We start from the raw sequence: 19,209 nt of genomic DNA, 5'->3' as shown, positions 1-19,209 counted from the left end.
ATAATCAGCCTCACAGATATCATAAAAAATAGAATCGATGAAGATACCTTTGAAGGAAAATATAGCGCGTCGGTACGTAAAAAACTGATCCTAATCCTTGTGCTACTGTTCATGAGCGTATCGCTGATGATGCTAGGCATGTGTCTTGGTTCGGTCGATATACCTTTTGTAGATCTCGTCAGAGTGTTCTTACATCCAATATTCCCTGATTTTGTCCAACAACCATCAGAAACATACTATGCGGATTTCATCTACAAGGGCAGAATGCCGAGGATGTTCATGATCCTGTTAACAGGATTCAGCCTCGGAATGGCTGGTATGGTCATGCAGGGACTTCTGAGGAATCCGTTGGTCAGTCCGTTCACGTTGGGTGTTTCGACAGCCGCATCATTCGGTGCTGCGCTTTCAATATTGTTCGGTTCTTTCCTGTTCGGAGCATTGGCAGGAACCAATGCAACAGTTGGGGACATAACATTCTATTTCGATGATCTCAGTGCAGTCCTCTTTGCATTCGTCATGGCGATGCTAAGCATGGCATTAATCCTTGGATTGACAAAAGGGAAAGAAGTATCGAGATCTACTGTTATCCTCGCCGGAGTTGTCATCAGTTACCTGTTCCAAGCAGGGATCATGGCAACGAAATATTTCTCCGATGACGATCAACTCAGAGAGATTACGCTATGGATCATGGGGAACTTCTCTGGTTCATCATGGAGCTCGATAATAATCCTCACTCCTATCGTGATCATCTGTGGAATATATCTTATGAACATGGCGCTCAAGATTAATGCGATGTCCGCTGGTGATGATGTAGCTACAAGTCTCGGCGTGGATGTGATTGCATTGAGACGTAACGGGCTGATAGTCTGTACACTCGTAACCGCATCTTGTCTTTCATTCACAGGAGTCATCGGATTCATCGGATTGATGGCCCCGCACATATGCAGGATGATCATAGGTAATGATTCAAGGTACCTCTTACCAGCATCCGGACTCATGGGAGTAGTCATCCTTTTGATATCGGATCTGTTCTGCAGGATGATCATAAGGCCTGGTGAACTTCCAGTGGGAATCGTGCTGTACATAGTCGGCGGTGTGTTCTTCGTATGGATGATCGCAAACAAGAAATGGAGTCAGAGAATATGAGGTTGGACATAGAATCTGTTGATCAGGGATATGGCAGTAAGACGATCCTCCATGACATATCGTTGAGTGCTCAATCAGGAGAGGTCCTGACGATACTCGGACCCAACGGTTCAGGAAAATCCACTTTAATAAAGACGATCTGCGGTATCAAAAAACCACAATCCGGCAGGATCCTCATCGATGGCGCCCCTATCAATGAGATCGACAGGAATGAATTCGCCAAGATCGTAGGATATGTGCCTCAGAATTCAGAATTCATAGGACATTCAACAGTATATGATGCCGTCCTTATCGGCCGTCTGCCGTATGTGAAATGGAGCTATACACGCAACGACATCCGTATCGCCGTGGAATCTATGCAAATGATGAAGGTAAGTCATTTCTTCGACAGACAGGTATCAGAACTATCCGGTGGACAGAAGCAGAGGGTCACATTGGCACGTGCTTTGACGCAGGATCCGATGGTCTACGTTTTCGATGAACCGACATCCGCTTTGGACCTCCGTAACCAATTGGATACATTGAAATTCATGCAGTCCACCATCAGACGGAAGAACACTTGCATGATTGTCGCATTGCACGATCTCAACCTTGCATTGAGATATTCAGACAAGGTGGCTGTACTGAAGGATGGGAAGGTATACTCCTTTGGAAAGACTGAGGATGTCATCACGAACAGGATGATCAAGGATGTCTACAACGTAGATGCCGACATCATTGACACTCCGCGCGGAAAGTTCGTACTAGCTTATGATTCTGAGATGTGCGGAGATCTTCAAAAACTGATGCAGGACATCAGTAAGAAGGATAGTATGGAAAAGAGTTCGATAGATGCAGGAGATGCATCAATCTGAATCCCTTTTCACCAATACTGTTGTGAAATACGTCGTATCCTTTCTCACATCCAGTGGGCCGACATATTCATCGATGAGTCCAAGATTGCACATCATGATGGCATTATCGAATGGTATGTTATGTTCACAAAGTAACTTGATTATGGTCTCGATGTGACCATGAGCCTTCATGATTATCACATTGTCATTCTCATCCAATGCCTTTTTCAATCTCCAGACGTTAGATTTTGCCATAGGTACGATACATAGTGATTCGTCACCCATCATGAGGGGAACATTCGCCAAAGCCGCACCATAGACGAAGGAACTGATCCCTGATACGACCTCCACGTCATATCCTCTCTTCATCAGCGTCTTGTGGACGTACATGTACGTACTGTATACACAAGCATCACCGATCGTCACTAAAGCGACATCCTTCCCCTCATCCAGTATTTCCGAAATCATATCTGCGGCGATATCCTGCGAATCCTTCATCGCAGAATCAACAGGTTTCATGGAGAACACCACCTCTCTGACATCCTTGTCGCTCGTATCGATCTGTTTATCGATCACTTCCTTAGCGACTCCGACCTCACCTTTTTCCTTCACAGGATAACAAATGACATCGACGGTCTCCAGAACATTCTTGGCTTTCAAGGTCATGAGTTCTGGATTACCTGGGCCGATACTGACTCCGAAAAGCTTTCCTCTCATAGAACAGGTATCACAGATATACTATATATTGGATTATATATCCAAAAATTGATCAAATGAACTGTGATGGCCACGACGGACGCGTCAAAAAAATGAGGTGCGGATATACGACGGGATCCTGCGCCACGGCCGGTGCCGTGGCAGGAGCCATTGAGCTCCTGACAGGCAATGTACAGGACAATGTCGCTATAACATTGCCGACCGGCGATACGTTGAGGATCGATGTGAAGAAATTATCATCATATCGTGACAAGGCCACGTATTCAGTGATCAAGGATGGTGGAGATGATATCGATGCGACAGATGGCATGGAGATCATCACCGAGATCACGTTCACTCCATCCGAGATCAATATCGACGGCGGTATCGGAGTGGGCCGTGTAACGAAAGAAGGCCTCGATCAACCCGTAGGTAATGCAGCCATCAATTCTGTCCCTAGAAAGATGATAGAATACTCGCTGAAGACGATATTCGAGAAGTTCGATTACCATGGAGGTGCGAATGTAATCATCACAGCACCGATGGGTGAGGCTGTTGCGGAACAGACATTCAACCCTAACCTTGGGATCGTGGGAGGGATCTCCATACTTGGTACGACAGGCATCGTCAATCCGATGAGCAATGAAGCGATAATATCCACAACCAGGGTGGAGATGAACGTCAAAAAGGCCGAAGGGAAGAAGATAATTGTGATGGTCCCTGGTAACTATGGAGAGAATTTCGCCATCTCATTACCGGGAGTCGATGGAGATAACGTCGTCAGATGCAGTAATTTCATCGGAGAGGCATTGGACAATGCTACAGAATTAGATTTAGATGTCCTGCTCATAGGGAACATAGGGAAATTAGTGAAATTGGCCGGCGGCATAATGAACACCCATTCCCACGTAGCGGATTGCAGGATGGAAATCCTAGCATCCAATTGCATAATGGCTGGAGGATCCTTGGAATTGGCAAAGAGGATCATGGAATGCACGACAACGGATGATGCACTCAAATACATCAAAGAAGAGAACATATTGGAACCTGTCATGAGGATCCTGACAGAGAAGATCTCCCAAAGGATGTCCAAACGTACCAATGGTACTATACGTACGGCCGCGATAGTATTCTCTTCGAAATACGGATTCCTCGGTGAAACGGATAACGCCAACATATTGCTGGAAGAGGTGAGAAGATGAAGATAGCCGCCATAGCATATTCATCGGACGGTTGTAAGGTCCTGCTTAGATTGAAGGAGATCTTCGGCGATGATATCGACGTCTGCTGCAAGACCTCTTCTGATACACATGGCATCGAGGATGTCGGGATGAACGTTACCCTTTGGACGGAACAGGTCTTTAAAAATTATGATGCCTTGATCTCCGTAGGTGCGATCGGGATCGTAGTGAGACACATCTCCCATTTCGTGAAGAACAAATGCGTCGATCCGGCAGTGATAGCGATAGACGATCTTGGAAGATATGTCATCCCTATCCTTTCAGGCCACATCGGCGGTGCTAACGAACTTGCGAAGAGAATATCCTCAGAATTAGGTTCGACCGCGATAATAACGACATCAACAGACATCCACAACAGATTCGCTGTCGATGTCTTCGCGAAGAAGAACCATCTTTTCATCACAAGTATGTCCAAAGCCAAAGATGTATCCGCCAGATTGATCGATGGACGCTTCGTCGGATTCAGCAGTGATTTTCCGATCGAAGGGGACATTCCATCGGAATTGACACCATCGGATGGCGGGGAGTTCGGCATAAAGGTAACGGAATCCATTGATGATAGACCGTTCGATGAGACCTTGGTATTGATCCCCAAAGATATCATAATAGGCGTCGGATGTAAGAGGGACACCAACCCCAAGGTGATGGAATCGTTCGTTAAGGATGTACTCAGAAGAGAGAACATCTCGGAACACCGCATAAAGAGGGTGGCAAGCATAGACATAAAGAAGGATGAGGATGCTATCATCGAACTATCGGAGAGGTACGGTGCCGATCTATCTTTCTACAATGATGTGGAATTGAATTCGATCGATGGTACCTTCAGCTCATCCGAATTCGTTAAGAGGATCACAGATGTCGATTGCGTATGCGAACGCTCTGCGGTATGCGGAGGTGGCGAACTCATCATGCGCAAATATGCATCCGATGGTATGACCATCGCCCTTGCGAAGGAACCTGTTGTCTTGAGGCTGATGTGATGTGTAAGATATTGATATTCTCAGGCACTACCGAAGGCAGAAGACTTACGGAATGGCTTTCCTCGTGTAAAGAATTGGATGTGACTGCTAGAGTGGCTACGGAATACGGTGCACTCGTATGCAATGACGTGAATGTCGATGTAGGCAGTTGTGGTGGTGTAGAAGGCATAGCGAGAACGATAAAGACTGAAGGGTACGATCTCGTCATAGATGCGACCCACCCATATGCATCAAGGATAACGGAGCACATCCGCGAGGCATGTTCGATGACCGATACCGAGTTGATAAGGGTCAAGAGGAACGAGTCCGAATACGATGATGTCATCACCGTCCCTTCTATAGATGATGTACCGAAGATATTGAACGATGTCGAAGGTAACATCCTCGTTACGACCGGTTCGAAGGAAGCTGATGTCTACACTAGGATCAAGGATTTCAAAGAAAGGGTATTCGTAAGGGTCCTTCCAACGATGGATTCATTAGACAGATGTATCAAACTAGGATATCCCAACAAGAACATCATCTGTGCACAAGGGCCGTTCTCGATGGAAATGAATATGGCCTTGTTGAAACAGATCGATGCTTCATACATGGTAACGAAGGAATCCGGCGATGTCGGCGGATTCGATTCCAAGTACGAAGCTGCAAAGAAGATGGATGTCAAACTCATCGTGATAGGTCGTCCGAATGATGACGGGATGTCATATGATGATGTCGTGGATGAGCTATCTGCCCGTTTCAATATCAAAAAGGATACTCAAAAAAGAAAGATCACGCTCATCGGCATAGGTCTAGGCGGAGATACGATGACGATCGAGGCCAAGGATGCGATATCGGAAGCGGACTTGATCATAGGCGCTAAACGCATGATCGAATCGTCTCACGTACATGATAAAGCAACATATGAGGGATACCTTCCCAAGGATGTTATCGACTACATCGAATCACACAAGGATCACAAAAGGATCGCCGTATTGTTATCAGGCGATGTGGGATTCTATAGCGGTGCGAAGGGACTTCTTGAAGTGATAGATACTGAAAGATATGACATAGACGTCGTTTGCGGCATATCCTCCATGGTGTACTTCTTCTCCAAGATAGGGAAGTCATGGGATGATGCCCATCTTATCAGTTCCCACGGAAGAAGGATGAACACCATCAATCACATATGCAGATATCCGAAGGTATTCTCACTGCTCTCATCATCCGGTGAATTGAATGACATCCTCTCAGAGATGTGTTACTATGAACTGAATGATGTCGATGTCACCGTAGGCAGTGATTTCAGAACAGATGCTGAGAGGTTCATCAAAGGAAAGCCTTCAGAACTCAAAGGAATGGAATTCGGCAAACTCATCGTCGTACTGTTCGAGAACAAGGATCTGATCCAAAGGACAGCCTGCATACCTGATGATCAATTCATACGTGGTGATGCACCGATGTCCAAGAGTGAAGTGAGAGCGTTATCCGTACTGAAATTGAACTGTGATGCAGATTCTATAGTATATGACGTAGGTGCAGGCACAGGCTCCGTATCCATAGAATTGGCATTGAGAGCGGTGGACGGTACGGTATATGCGATAGAGAGGGATCATGATTCTATAGAACTGATCAAGGAGAATCGCAAGAGATTCAAGGTCCCAAACCTCATCCCAGTCGAAGGATTGGCCCCAGAGGCATTGAATGACCTGCCTGCACCCACTCATGTGTTCATCGGAGGATCATCAGGCAATCTCAAGGACATCATCTCGTGCATATTGAAGAAGAACCCTCACGTACGTATCGTGATGAACGCGGTCACATTGGAGACCATATCCGAAATATTGGATGTGATCAAATCATTCAATCTTATAGAGGAAGAGACCATATGCCTTTCCGTGGATCGCACTAGGAAGATAGGAAGATACCATCTGATGGATTCTCAGAATCCTGTATACATCAATGTGGTGAGGGGATGACGACTCCACGCATAATGATCGCTGCACAATCCAGCGGAAGCGGTAAGACCACCATATCATGTGGCATACTGCAGGCGCTTGTCAACAGAGGTTTGAAGGTATCATCATTCAAATGTGGTCCGGATTACATAGACCCGATGTTCCATAAAAAGGTCATCGGCGCGGATTCCACGAATGTCGATCCTTTCTTCTCGGATGATGAACAACTCAAATATTTGTTCTCAAGGAGTGCCGATAGGACGGACATCGCCGTCATCGAAGGCGTAATGGGATTCTATGACGGTTCATCCCTCGATTCCAGTAAGGATAGCTCATGTGATATCTCATTGAAATTGGATGCGCCTGTGATATTGATCGTTGATTCCTCAGGTTCATCATATTCCGCCCTCGCAGTGTTGAAGGGATTCGCGGATCTGGAGAGGAACAATATCAAAGGTGTCATCTTCAACAGGATGTCCGAGAGGGTATTTGATTCCATAAGACATCACGTCATAGACATGGGCATCACACCGATCGGTTACATCCCGAAGATGAAGGACATCAAGTTAGAAAGCAGACATCTGGGTCTTGTGATGCCCGACGAGATTTCCGACATCAAGGCGATGTTGAACGAGGTCGCCAACAGATTCGAAAGGACATTGGATATTGACGCCATAATCGAATTAGCAGGGACTGCGAAGGACATCGTATCCAAGGAACCTCCGACATCGGATCTAAGATATGATGTGAAGGTCGCGGTCGCTGATGACGAGGCATTCTGCTTCATGTATCACGACAACATAGAACTGCTCGAGTCATTGGGTGTCAAGATCGTAAGATTCTCGCCCATACACGATAAGGCGATGCCTGATGCGGATGCTTTGATCCTGTATGGCGGATACCCCGAGATGCATGCTAAGGAGTTGAGCGAGAATCATACGATGATCGCATCGATAAAGAACAATCTCTCCAGAGGGATGCCATGCTTGGCCGAATGCGGAGGATTCATGTATCTGCACGAGAGGATGGAGGGTGCTGATGGCATTATGTACGACATGTGCGGAGTGATCAAAGGTAGCACATGGAAGACCGAAGGGCTGGTAAGATTCGGTTATGTGAGATTGAATTCACCGAATTTGGAAGGCACCATCAAAGCACATGAGTTCCACCACTGGGATAGCGATAACAATGGAGAGGATTGGACTGCGACCAATGTGAAAGGGAACAGCTACAGATGCATCCATGACGATGGCAACATGATAGTAGGGTTCCCTCACATGTACTACTATTCGAACCCCGAATTCGTACATTCTTTCCTAAAGAAAGCATCGAATTTCAAGGAAGGTCACTGAGTCCGCAATCATAGCTCAAACGAAATACTTGTCAGGGTTGACGATAAGGAATCCATTCCCGTCATCTTCCTCTGTCAAGGCTACGATACCTTCAACGATACCCAATATAGCAGGTATCGCCGTCCAGCAGAAGAGGATGTATAGGATACCGGAAACGAATCTCCTTGCATAGAATCTGTGGATCCCTATCCCGCCTAACAGTATCGCCAACAGCGCATATGCGATCTTATTCACTTTGACGCAATCGTTGCATGTATTCTGATGAACGACCATCGGCTTTGACGTTTCCTTCCCGCAATTAGGACAAAAGTTGGATTCACCAACATCCTTTCCGCAATTTTGACAATACAGATAATCACCTCTTAGAGATATTACCTATAACATTGTGCAAACATCATAAACGTTACCCATTGCAGTCAGTGATTGGTAACAGGATCGATCATCATTTACTACCGAATGAGGGGTCACCGAACGCCTTTACGATGATATCTGCACCACGGAACAGACACTCCCCATGGAATTTGTCATCGATATTGTGCTCTTCTATCTTCATCATAATCTCAATCTCATTGGCACCTGAGGCTTTGGCCTTCTGAGTAGCGATCCTGATGCCTTCACTCTTGGCGAATTCTATGGCCTCATCCTTCCCGTTGAAATAGAAGCTATCGTCGGATGCGTACACCCTACACTGCGGGTCCGGTGAGAAGTCATTGGGTGCTGCACGTATGATTATCTCGACGTATTCCGTAACCCTGCTGCATATTGCACCCACAGCATTCCTGACATCGAAATCATCAGGGATTATGAGATCATATCCTATCGCATCTACGACATCAGGTAACCATGACCCTGATGGGGCACCTACGCCGATGATGGTAGTGATATCCGCTTTCTTGTATCTCTCTGCCTGTCCGACACGCCCGAACACCTCCATCGGTTCATCGTCGGAATGATAGGTGTAATCATAGATGCATTGGAGCAATCTTCCCTTCACGGAGCCTTTAGCCAAATGTATCAATTCATCAGCAGTCATCGAATTGAATGAAGCTATCAGCTCCACCATGACTGTGGATGCTGTGCTATCGTACCTGTCATATCTGCCTTCTGCAGCTAAGATATCCGTAGGCGTCAATGAGATACGGATGAGCGAACCTGATGATTCCATCGCACCCAATGACGCATCGGATAAACCCATCTCGCCCTTCAGTTCATTGAGAGATAAAGGTCCTTTACCATTGGAATGAATGAAGAATATGCAATCATCGATTGAAACCATCCTTCTCTCCATTATGCGATCATGGATGGATGGCCATCTGCTGGACGCGACACAATATGGGATGGAGCGTCTGCCAGAGAATACTATCCTCTTATCGACCAATTCCATGCCCGTATCCCCTCCAAGACCATACGTGCATATGTCCGCCGCATGTACTCTGGTCCTATGTCCGCATATCGATGCCCCTTCATCCAACGTGTGAACGAAACCGTTCTGTATCATCCCGATGTCGGTCGTCGTCCCACCGATATCGATGACCATCGCGTCCGTCACACCGGGGACGTTCATCGCACCTGTCAGACTCGATGCGGGACCGGACATTATCGTATCGATAGGCCTCTCCATCGCAACGTCGGAACTCATGACAGAACCGTCACCTTTGACGATCATCAACGGGGCATCGATATCGAACTCCACCAAAGCATCCTTCACGGAAGAGATCAACCCAATTATCTCTGGGATGAGACTTGCGTTCATCACTGCTGTGTTCAGCCTTTCCTTGAAACCGAGTTTCGATGTCAGATCATGAGCGCATACGACAGGTACATCCAATATCTCAGATGCCAAACCTTTCAAACGATTCTCATGTTCAGGATACCTTACGCTAAGATATCCGCAGATCGCGATGGAATCCACCTTGCCCTTCATATCATTCAGAAGATTCGTCGCGGACATCTCATCCAATTCTGTGACGATGTTGCCTCTCATATCGAATTCACCGTCGACGAAACCGATGGAAGATACATCGAGATCGGGGACGATCCTCTTTCCGATCATCAATAATCCTACACGACAGCCTTTACCTTCGACGACGGAATTCGTGGCCAAGGTCGTGGAGAGAGAAACTAACTGTATATTCTCATGAGATCTCAGTCCATCGATCGAATCGACTATCCCTTTCAGAAGATCATCGTGCGTCGTAAGCGCTTTGGAACGGGAGATAATCTCCTTCGTATCAAGATCCAATATCACGGAATCCGTATAGGTGCCGCCTGTATCGATACCAAGCCCTAATCTCATCGAGGATACAATATGCTGAATGGTATTTTATCGATGTGGATGGAATTCATTCATCGAAGAACCGTTGCAGTCCGCTGAGATCGGATATCTCTCCAAACACCACATCCTTCAGATCATCACCCAATGGAGTGAGATCAGGAACGAAAACTACATTGCATCCTGCACGTGAAGCAGATAATACACCATTGGGGGCATCCTCCACCGCAATGCAATCAGAGGGATCCTTACCTATGGCTTCGCATGCGTAGAGATACACATCCGGTGCAGGTTTCCCATCCTTCACCATGTTCGTGCATATCTTCTCATCGAGAAGGTCACTTATCCCCACCATGTCAAGATATTGCCTCATCCTGGATTCCCCTGTGGCTGTGGCGACAGCGGTCTTTACTCCCCTGTTCTTCAGGAAAGCGAGGGTCTCTTTGACGAAGGGTTTCAATTCCAATCCTTCGGATACCACATGCTCCCTCATCAGTTGCCTCCTATCTTCCCTTATCGAATGGAAATCGAATGTCTCTCCGAATCTATCGATGAAATACTTCTCCGATATCCTGGCATCCAGACTTCTTATGTGAAGGACATCCTCTTCGGTTATGTCGAAACCGTTTTTCCGTCCAGCCTCCATCCAGAACCTTACGTTGAGTTTCTCTGTGTCTAGGAGCGTACCATCCATATCGAAGATGACTGCACGTATCATGTTCTCCCACTTCCCCTGAATCGATTGGAGGATGGTCCGATGATATGTAAATTGTCCGAGGATGATAGGTATCATCCGATCCTTCATTTTACGGTTGAATTGACGATATGACGTCCCTTCATCCCTTACTCCATGGATTTTACGCACCCCATTTCGAAAAGACTATTATATTGCGCGCAAATCAGGGGGTAATAAATAGGTGACCATATGGCACAGAAAGTTACGGTTTCAGTTATCAAAGCTGATGTCGGTTCAGTTTGCGGACACACAAGACCACATCCCGACATGATGGCAAAATGCGATGAGATGCTCAAAGAGGGAGTCATGCAAGGCATCCTGGAAGACTACTACGTCACACGCGTCGGCGATGATATCAACCTCTTCATGACACACTACAAGGGCGAGAACAACAAGGACGTCCACAAGCTTGCTTGGGATGCGTTCTATGAGGCCGCACAGCTCGCAAGGAAGATGCACCTCTATGGAGCAGGACAGGACCTTCTCGCAGATTCGTTCTCAGGCAACATCAAAGGCGCCGGACCTGGATCCGCTGAGATGGAGTTTGAGGAGAGGAAATCAGAACCTATCATGTTCTTCATGGCTGACAAGACAGAACCGTCAGCATACTCATTGCCTCTTTCGAAGATATTCCTCGACCCCTTCACTACAACCGGCCTCGTCATCGATGCCAGGGCAAAGAAGGGATTCGATGTCGAGATCCATGATGTCATGGACCACAAGAAGGTCATCATGTCCGCACCTGAGGAGACACTCAGCATCCTTTCACTCCTCGGTGACACGTCAAGATATGCTATCAAGAGGGTCTTCAGCCGTGCAGGTCTCGGAACCGCGGCTGTCGTATCCACAGATAAACTCAACCTCACAGCAGGCAAATACGTCGGAAAGGACGACCCTGTCTGTGTCGTAAGGGCCCAGAGCGGTATGCCGTCTGTCGGTGAGTACCTCCAGCCCTTCATGAACACGATGCTCGTCGCAGGATGGATGAGGGGATCACACTACGGTGCATTCTACCCCTGTTCACCCGAGGACTCCACACCCACATACTTCGATGGACCTCCAAGAGTATGCTGTCTCGGATTCCAGCTCGTAGATGGTCACCTCCAGGGTCTTGAACCCATGGGATCAGCACCTGGTGTGCACGTTCCTGTCGATTACTTCAAGGGAGCAGAGTGGGATTATGTCCGCAACAATGCTGTCAAAGCATCCAAATTCATGAGGACACACGGCCCGTTCATGCCTGCAGTACTCGGCCCCGAAGAGATGGAATACACCTCAAGGCCGGAAGTCCTCAAGGAACTCACAAAGAGGATGGAGAACCTTGACTGATCTCAAGACGCCTGCAATAGTCGTCAACTTCAAGGCATACAGAGAGGTGGACGGCGAAGGTTCGCTCAAGCTCGCAAAGATATGCGAGTCTGTATCGAAGGATTCAGGAGTGACCATCGCTGTCTGTCCGCCTATGGTGGAGCTTGGAACGGTCGCCAGGGCTGTGGACATACCTGTATTCTCGCAGAATGCTGACCCGCATGCCCCAGGTTCATCCACTGGATGGATCACTGCATCGATGATCAAATCCACTGGTGCGATCGGTACGCTGATCAATCATTCGGAACACAGATTCGAGAACAATGTGATCAGCGAATCGGTAGAACTCGCAAAGGCCGATGACCTCATAACGATGGTCTGTGCCGAATCTGTCAAGAAGGCGGTATCGGTTTCAGCATATCACCCGGATTTCATTGCGATCGAACCTCCGGAACTGATCGGCGGAGATATATCTGTGACTACAGCGAACCCGCTTATCATCGAAGATACTGTCAACTCAGTGAAATCCGTGAATAAGAAGATCTCTGTCCTCTGCGGAGCTGGTGTAAAGACCGGAGAGGATGTCGCCAAGGCCATCGAATTGGGATCATCAGGCGTTCTGTTGGCTTCAGGAGTCGTTAAATCGAAGGATCCTAAGGCAACGCTCTACGATCTCATCAAACACATTTGAATCGGTTATCTCCCCGAAAGGGGATTAACTGATTACAATTAACATCCATTGAATAATACCTTCTGAGGAATCATCCTTTTATGAGGATGTTCCCATTCCTATTGGTCCTGTTCCTTGTCATATCCATACCATTGGATGTCGTTGATGGATGCGAATCAGATTATGTTCGATTATCGGTAGTGATCCCAACGAGTCAATCCGAAGGCGTAGGGATAACCAATTATGGCAATGGCGACGTGAATCTCAAAGAATATCGCCTTTCTGACGGTGAAGGCACGATAACTTTCACGAAATCAATCATATTGAGTGGAAGATCCACGATATTCTTATTGAAATCGGCTCCAGAACCGTGGATGATGATCGATAATTACATCCAATACGGGGACAAAGGCGTCGTATGCAAAGGATTTCTACTGAGAGATACTGGGGATGATGTATATCTCTACAAAGGAGAACAATTGATTGATACATTCGTTTATGGGGATGAAAGCAACAGGAACGGTTGGGATGGTGACGCATTTCAAAAGATACCGAAGAAATGCTATGCGAAGAGAACATCGATTATAGATACCGATACATCGAAGGATTGGGAGATATTCACACCAGGGCGCAGCGATTTCTCTATGACGGGAGGATACGAATGCGAGATAACACCATTCGTGTTCCCTGATTCGAAAGGGATTCCTGTGAAGGATGTTGTGTATGGTACTACGTCAAGGATCGACATATCAACATACCTTTTGAGTGAACCGGGTGTCATCTCATCCTTATTACACGCGCTGTCCGATGGTGTCATCGTAAGGATATTGTTGGAAGGGTCACCTGCGGGAGGCATACCTCTGTCGGAAAGGATAGCGATGTCAACACTCGTTTACCATGGTGCCGATGTAAGATTCATCATCTCTGATGATGGTTACAAAAGATACAATTTCCTTCATTCGAAATATGCAGTGATTGATGAAGATATTACAATAATCACATCGGAGAATTGGGCGGAATCATCGTTCAATAACAACAGAGGATGGGGCGCCGTGATATCTTCAAATGAATATGCGCATTACATGAGATCGGTCTTTGAATCTGATTTCAATGGTAATCTGGACATCAGATCATTCAAGGAACTCTTCCCTAAGGAAAGAAGAGGCACTTTCGAAGGATACATTCCGTCGAATGAATTATTTCCATCATATCATGGGAGGGCGACACCTATATTGTCTCCTGATTTCAGCTTCAGTGCAATGAAAGGATTCATTACATCAGCGAATGAGAGGTTGTTCGTTGAACAATTGGAAGTTGAATATGACTGGTTGGATGAAGACAACAACCCATTATCATGGATGATCGGATCGAAAGCTGACTGCAGATTATTGATCGATACGACATTCGATTCTGAATTCGATTCAGATGAGAAGGATGGTTTTGGTATACGCGATCGCTTGAAGGGTAGTGATACTATCGCTGTGAGAACATCCGCGATGGACAGGATGTTGCATAACAAAGGGATCATATCCGATGATGGAGTCTGGATCGGTTCCATAAATTGGTCGAACACATCGATACATGACAATAGAGAGGTCGCTGTTATCATAGAATCGAAGGAAGTATCCGATTTCTTTGCGAAATATTTCATCGATGATTGGGGAACGGAATCGGCTGATGATATTGTGATAACAGTGGATGTCATCGGTGAACTGAAGAACGGAAGGACGATAGTCATCGATGCATCAGGATCCTATGCACCTAACGGCTCACTGTTCGAATGGGATATCGATGGAGATGGAGTGATCGAAAGGACTGGGAGGAAGATATCTATTGATCTTTCAGACAGCACATACGACATCACTTTGAGAGTGACCGATGGCGATGAGACATATCTTTGGAAAAGGACGTTGGACATCAGTGACACCGATATAGATATGTTCCCAATACCATTGAAATACATCCCAATCATTATCATATGCATAGCGACTGCAACGGTTAGCCTGCTTCACAGATGGAAGTGCAAATAAGATGATGATCAGGGAGTTCAGACCCGATGACGTAGATAGGCTCTATTCTATCATGATTTCATCCCTCGATGAATACTACCGTCGCGAGGTGTTCTTCCAGTTCTACAGCATGTGGCCTCAGGGACAGCTGGTCGCATGCGATATATTCGATGCACCTGTGGCCTTTCTGTTCTCTTCTAAGGCTGAACCAGGGACTGCACGCATCATGTTGTTCGCCGTCTCTCCAGAACATAGGAACAAAGGCATCGGACAGGAAATTCTGAACAGATTCAGACTTGTCTCTCTGATGTCCGGTGTTCGTAATATCACACTGGAGGTCAGGGAGAACAATGAGGGTGCTAAGAGATTCTATAGAAAGAATGGATTCAAAGAGACAGGACTGATCCCTAATTTCTACCAGGACGGCGGGAACGGAATACGTATGGATGGTCCTGTCCAATTGAATTTCTAAAGTAGAATGCGGGTCTCCCCACATTCAGTTGAACATCGTATCTCCGAGGTGTTCATTCTCCATGTAATAGTTGGAGGATTTCTGCTTCTGAGATTCCGAGAGATCCTTGGAAAGACCTTTGGTGTATGATCCGTAGATCTCCCTGATCTGGTCCTCTGCAGGCCTTGCACGCTTGAGCGCTCTTTTGATATGATCCTCAGTGATGAGAGGCGCATCCTCCATGACCGCAAGATCCCCTGCGGCCCTTATCAGACCACCCAACTCTCTAAGCCTGAGTGTGAGCGAATTGAGCTGCTTATCCTTCTTAGCACGGCTTCTACCCTCGTTGACGACTGCTTCGACCGCACCGATCGTCGCATGTGGTATGTGACCGTCCATAGTGATCTCCTGAGCTACGAATTGAGCATATTTCGCTCTGTTAGCATCGTTGTCAGCCATCGCGACATCCACAAGCACCTCATATCCTCCACCGATGATCCTTGATCTCAACGGAGATAGGATGTTCTCGAGGTCCTGTATGTTACATGCGGCAACAAGGATGAAATCGCAAGGTACGTGGTCGACCTTGACACTCGCACCAGCACTCTGAGGATTCCTACCCGTAATAGGGAACTCCTTGTCCTGCATAGCGGTGAGGATGAATCTCTGCAATTCTCCCAAATGCGAAATCTCATCCACGAAGAGGACACCTTCATGTGCCTCATGAATTGAACCAGGAATCACTCTCTCATACGCGGGCGTCCCAAGGCCTTGGTGACCTCCATAAGGGTCGTGCCTGACATCGCCCAACAATTCGGTCTCTGAAGCGCCTGTGGCAAGAACGAATGGTTCCCTGTCCAATTTGACGAGAACCTTCTGCTTGGAGTTCTTATCCACCTGCCTTCTCTTCTCGAGTGCCTTCTGATCGAGCATGCGGATCTTATCGCCTGCACGTTCGAAGACAACAGTCTCTTCCGTACCATCGGCGAGAGTACGTGTCGTGTTCACTCTCTCCTTACCTATGGAAACAGGCATTGCTTGGAACATGCCGCCGAGAAGGTCACCGAATGGGTTGTTCTGCATACCGCCCATGTCGATCTTCGTCTTTCCGCAATGGGGACAGTTCACCTCGTTAGGAAGTGACATCTGTCCGCAGCTCTTGCAGACGTAACCGAGTTTCTCGGCCACATGCCTTGGTGCCTTATCGGGATCCAAAAGCTTACCGGATGCTCCGGAGAGTGCTGTGTTCTCCCTGTTGACCTCTTCCTCTGTGAGTACTTCGAGGAAAGGCCTTTCAGGATTCTCGGGGTTGTCTGCGACCCTAATCTCTGTCTTCACCTTAGGTAATTGCATGGAGATAGCCCTAGCTATCATCGATTTACCTGTGCCTGGCGGGCCAACGAGCAGAAGGTGTCTGCGCTGTTTGGCAGCGATCTTCGCAAGAGCTATCGCTTCTTCCTGACCAAGTACGCGATCCAATGGGTTTGAGGGGATGAGGATGTCCTCCGTAGAGGACATTCCTTCTACATCCGCCCATGTCGTTACAAGTTTTTTCTCTGTCATCAGTAGAGATCTTCCTTTGTCCAGATTGTTATTCCTGCAGGCATCTTCGTTATGTTACCTTTCCTGGTACCAACGATGGTCTGGATCCCATTAGCTGATGATACATCGAGGATCCTCTGTGATATCACACCGTCGAACACGATGGTGCATACACTGCTGGAATCTGATTTCAATGAATCCACGAGACTCTTCACAGCGATCTCACGGATGATCTCATTGTTGGAATTGAGGATCTTAGCATTGTGTGTGGATGCCATGTCAAGAAGCATATCGCGGTATGTCTGCTGTTCGGGCGAGAGCGTTTTCGTCTGCCTTGCAGCATCCCTCTTCTTGGAGCGGATCGTCTTGGGTTTCTCCTCAACGACCTCGGGTTCTTCGATGACAGGTTCTTCGACCACAGGCTCCTCTTCGACGACCTTCGTCTTTCTTGTCCTCTTGGGCTTTTCCTCCACATCCTCTGCAGAGCCTTCCTCGGACTTCTTGGTCTTCCTTGTCCTCTTGGGTTTCTCCTCGACGACAGGTTCTTCGACCTCAGGCTCCTCTTCGACGACCTTCGTCTTTCTTGTCCTCTTGGGTTTCTCTTCGATGACTTCAGGTTCCTCTACAACGGGTTCCTCGACGACCTCAGGCTCCTTCTCTACAACGATAGTGGTCTCGACGATCTCGTTCCCCTCGTGGACAGGCTGCGATTCCTCTTTCTTCTTGAATCTGTCAGCGGCATCCGTGTTGAAACGATCCTTCCTCTTCTCCCTGAGTTCGCGCTCCTTGAAATCCCTGTTGTGACGATCCTCGTCCCTGTTGTTGTCCCTGCGACGGTCGTCTCTGCCGTTGTCTCTACCGTTATCTCTGCGGCGTTCGTCCCTGTTGTTGTCCCTGCGATGGTCATCCTCTCTGACATGCCTCTGTCTAGGTTCATCGTCGTCATCAGGCGCATTGAGCTTGTTCATCTCCATGTATTGGTCGTACGGGACCTTGTTTCTCAGACACTTCGTGAGCTGTTTCGGACTGAGCTCCTCCACCTCGTGTGCACGGGGTGCCCTTGCGACGAAATCGACCTCTGCGACCTGGAAGAGTTCCCTGAGGATCAATTCCCCTCCTCTGTCGCCATCGACAAATGCTGTAGCCACTCTTTCCCTTGACAATTCCTGTACGGTCTCGGGTATGTTCGTTCCTTCTACAGCTATCGCGTTCTTCACACCAGCCCTGAGGAGGTTGAGAACATCGGATCTACCCTCGACGATGATGATGGCCTCGGAATCCTTCACTGCCGGTCCAGCAGGACAGTGATCCTTACCATATGTTGTGATCTCCTCGACCTGAATGCTCTGCCTTATGCTCTCTGTGAGATCGGATGATTTTCCTTTGCTCTGTTTTATGAGATCGTTCAGAAGTTCCTTAGCCCTCTCGACGACCTGTTCCCTCTTGGATACACGTACGTCCTCGATGCCCAGGACCCTCATCCCAGCCTTGCAGGGACCTACGCGGTCGATCGTTTCCAATGCGGAAGCGAGGATCGCGGTCTCCACTTGATCGAGAGATGATGATACAAGCACGATACCTTCGGATTTACCGCTCTTAGACTGGACATCAACTTCGATCCTTCCAATCCTTCCGGATTTCTGAAGGTCGCGAAGGTCCAGTTCATCACCGAGAAGACCTTCGGTCTGACCGAAGATTGCTCCGACGACATCAGGCTTGTCTACAATACCATCCGCCATCAGTTTTGCTTTTATCAGATATTTAGTTGCAGTTGGATCTATATTCGTATGACTCCTCTCCTTGTGAGGTTATACGAGAAAACAAATTCTAGACTCTCGCAGCCACTGCTTCTTGCTCCGCCTTGATCAGGCTCCTACGTCCTTAGCGGATTGCTGTGATAGATCCCTTCTCGGGACACATTCCCTATTGATTTACGACCGCATCCCCGCGATCGAATTATGACATGGCTACCTCATCTCGCGAGATTGCCGTAATCGTGATAGTGATCAGTGATACGAGGAGAACTTCGTTTCCTC

16 protein-coding genes are annotated in these 19,209 nt (G+C 47.5%); 10 read left to right on the top strand and 6 right to left on the bottom strand.

The window, feature by feature from the left end; genetic code table 11:
• Positions 1 to 111: 111 nt before the first annotated feature.
• Positions 112 to 1,146: a FecCD family ABC transporter permease gene (locus ACI2NF_RS05325; RefSeq protein ID WP_400147942.1), complete on the top strand. Its 1,035-nt coding sequence runs from the start codon at positions 112 to 114 to the stop codon at positions 1,144 to 1,146.
• The gene (locus ACI2NF_RS05320) at positions 1,128 to 2,000 is read left to right on the top strand and encodes an ABC transporter ATP-binding protein (protein ID WP_400211184.1); all 873 of its coding nucleotides are present in this window, start codon (positions 1,128 to 1,130) and stop codon (positions 1,998 to 2,000) included. Before ACI2NF_RS05325 ends, ACI2NF_RS05320 begins: the two co-directional genes overlap by 19 nt.
• On the opposite strand, the gene cobI is transcribed toward ACI2NF_RS05320, so the two are convergent.
• Complete coding sequence (gene cobI / locus ACI2NF_RS05315; RefSeq protein WP_400211183.1) at positions 1,992 to 2,696, bottom strand: precorrin-2 C(20)-methyltransferase; 705 nt, start codon at positions 2,694 to 2,696, stop codon at positions 1,992 to 1,994. The two genes, ACI2NF_RS05320 and cobI, sit on opposite strands and share 9 nt — an antisense overlap.
• Positions 2,697 to 2,752: 56 nt before the next feature.
• Between cobI and cbiD the strand changes: the two genes are divergently transcribed.
• The 4 genes from cbiD to ACI2NF_RS05295 are packed head-to-tail and all read left to right on the top strand — an operon-like array spanning position 2,753 to position 8,185.
• On the top strand, positions 2,753 to 3,877 hold the full coding sequence (gene cbiD, locus ACI2NF_RS05310; protein ID WP_400149608.1) for a cobalt-precorrin-5B (C(1))-methyltransferase CbiD: 1,125 nt from the start codon (positions 2,753 to 2,755) through the stop codon (positions 3,875 to 3,877).
• Complete coding sequence (locus ACI2NF_RS05305; RefSeq protein ID WP_400146607.1) at positions 3,874 to 4,896, top strand: cobalt-precorrin 5A hydrolase; 1,023 nt, start codon at positions 3,874 to 3,876, stop codon at positions 4,894 to 4,896. Before cbiD ends, ACI2NF_RS05305 begins: the two co-directional genes overlap by 4 nt.
• A complete protein-coding gene (gene cobK, locus ACI2NF_RS05300; protein ID WP_400152193.1) occupies positions 4,896 to 6,854 on the top strand; it encodes a precorrin-6A reductase in 1,959 nt (652 codons plus the stop codon). Before ACI2NF_RS05305 ends, cobK begins: the two co-directional genes overlap by 1 nt.
• Positions 6,851 to 8,185, top strand: a complete 1,335-nt coding sequence (locus ACI2NF_RS05295) for a cobyrinate a,c-diamide synthase (RefSeq protein WP_400149612.1) — start codon at positions 6,851 to 6,853, stop codon at positions 8,183 to 8,185. Before cobK ends, ACI2NF_RS05295 begins: the two co-directional genes overlap by 4 nt.
• Positions 8,186 to 8,200: 15 nt before the next feature.
• On the opposite strand, the gene ACI2NF_RS05290 is transcribed toward ACI2NF_RS05295, so the two are convergent.
• The 3 genes from ACI2NF_RS05290 to ACI2NF_RS05280 all read right to left on the bottom strand — a co-directional run bounded on the left by ACI2NF_RS05290 (position 8,201) and on the right by ACI2NF_RS05280 (position 11,175).
• Positions 8,201 to 8,458 carry a TM2 domain-containing protein gene (locus ACI2NF_RS05290; protein ID WP_400146613.1) on the bottom strand — a complete coding sequence of 86 codons (258 nt, stop codon included), beginning with the start codon at positions 8,456 to 8,458 and terminating at the stop codon, positions 8,201 to 8,203.
• Between the two features lie 169 nt (positions 8,459 to 8,627).
• Positions 8,628 to 10,481, bottom strand: coding sequence for a hydantoinase/oxoprolinase N-terminal domain-containing protein (locus ACI2NF_RS05285; RefSeq protein ID WP_400146615.1), 1,854 nt, complete (start codon positions 10,479 to 10,481; stop codon positions 8,628 to 8,630).
• A 46-nt stretch (positions 10,482 to 10,527) separates the two neighbouring features.
• Positions 10,528 to 11,175 (bottom strand): HAD family hydrolase, encoded by a 648-nt coding sequence (locus ACI2NF_RS05280; RefSeq protein WP_400146617.1) that lies wholly within the window; start codon positions 11,173 to 11,175, stop codon positions 10,528 to 10,530.
• 207 nt (positions 11,176 to 11,382) lie between these two features.
• Here ACI2NF_RS05280 and ACI2NF_RS05275 point away from each other — a divergent pair, with 207 nt between their 5' ends.
• The 4 genes from ACI2NF_RS05275 to ACI2NF_RS05260 all read left to right on the top strand — a co-directional run bounded on the left by ACI2NF_RS05275 (position 11,383) and on the right by ACI2NF_RS05260 (position 15,652).
• On the top strand, positions 11,383 to 12,522 hold the full coding sequence (locus tag ACI2NF_RS05275) for a fructose-1,6-bisphosphatase (protein WP_177971499.1): 1,140 nt from the start codon (positions 11,383 to 11,385) through the stop codon (positions 12,520 to 12,522).
• Entirely contained in the window at positions 12,515 to 13,192 is a 678-nt protein-coding gene (gene tpiA / locus ACI2NF_RS05270; protein ID WP_400151876.1) for a triose-phosphate isomerase, read from the top strand. Before ACI2NF_RS05275 ends, tpiA begins: the two co-directional genes overlap by 8 nt.
• Positions 13,193 to 13,272: 80 nt before the next feature.
• On the top strand, positions 13,273 to 15,201 hold the full coding sequence (locus ACI2NF_RS05265) for a phospholipase D-like domain-containing protein (RefSeq protein WP_400211182.1): 1,929 nt from the start codon (positions 13,273 to 13,275) through the stop codon (positions 15,199 to 15,201).
• A 1-nt stretch (position 15,202) separates the two neighbouring features.
• Entirely contained in the window at positions 15,203 to 15,652 is a 450-nt protein-coding gene (locus ACI2NF_RS05260) for a GNAT family N-acetyltransferase (protein WP_400146621.1), read from the top strand.
• A gap of 24 nt (positions 15,653 to 15,676) precedes the next feature.
• Here the strand turns inward: ACI2NF_RS05260 and ACI2NF_RS05255 are convergent, their stop codons facing one another.
• Positions 15,677 to 17,194 (bottom strand): ATP-binding protein, encoded by a 1,518-nt coding sequence (locus ACI2NF_RS05255; protein WP_400146623.1) that lies wholly within the window; start codon positions 17,192 to 17,194, stop codon positions 15,677 to 15,679.
• A complete protein-coding gene (dnaG, locus tag ACI2NF_RS05250; RefSeq protein WP_449727732.1) occupies positions 17,194 to 18,927 on the bottom strand; it encodes a DNA primase DnaG in 1,734 nt (577 codons plus the stop codon). Before dnaG ends, ACI2NF_RS05255 begins: the two co-directional genes overlap by 1 nt.
• Between the last annotated feature and the right edge of the window lie 282 nt (positions 18,928 to 19,209).

The organism is Candidatus Methanarcanum hacksteinii, from assembly GCF_964305265.1.
GTDB classification, from domain to species: Archaea; Thermoplasmatota; Thermoplasmata; order Methanomassiliicoccales; family Methanomethylophilaceae; genus Methanarcanum; species Methanarcanum hacksteinii.
This window is presented reverse-complemented; position numbering and strand designations above follow the sequence as displayed.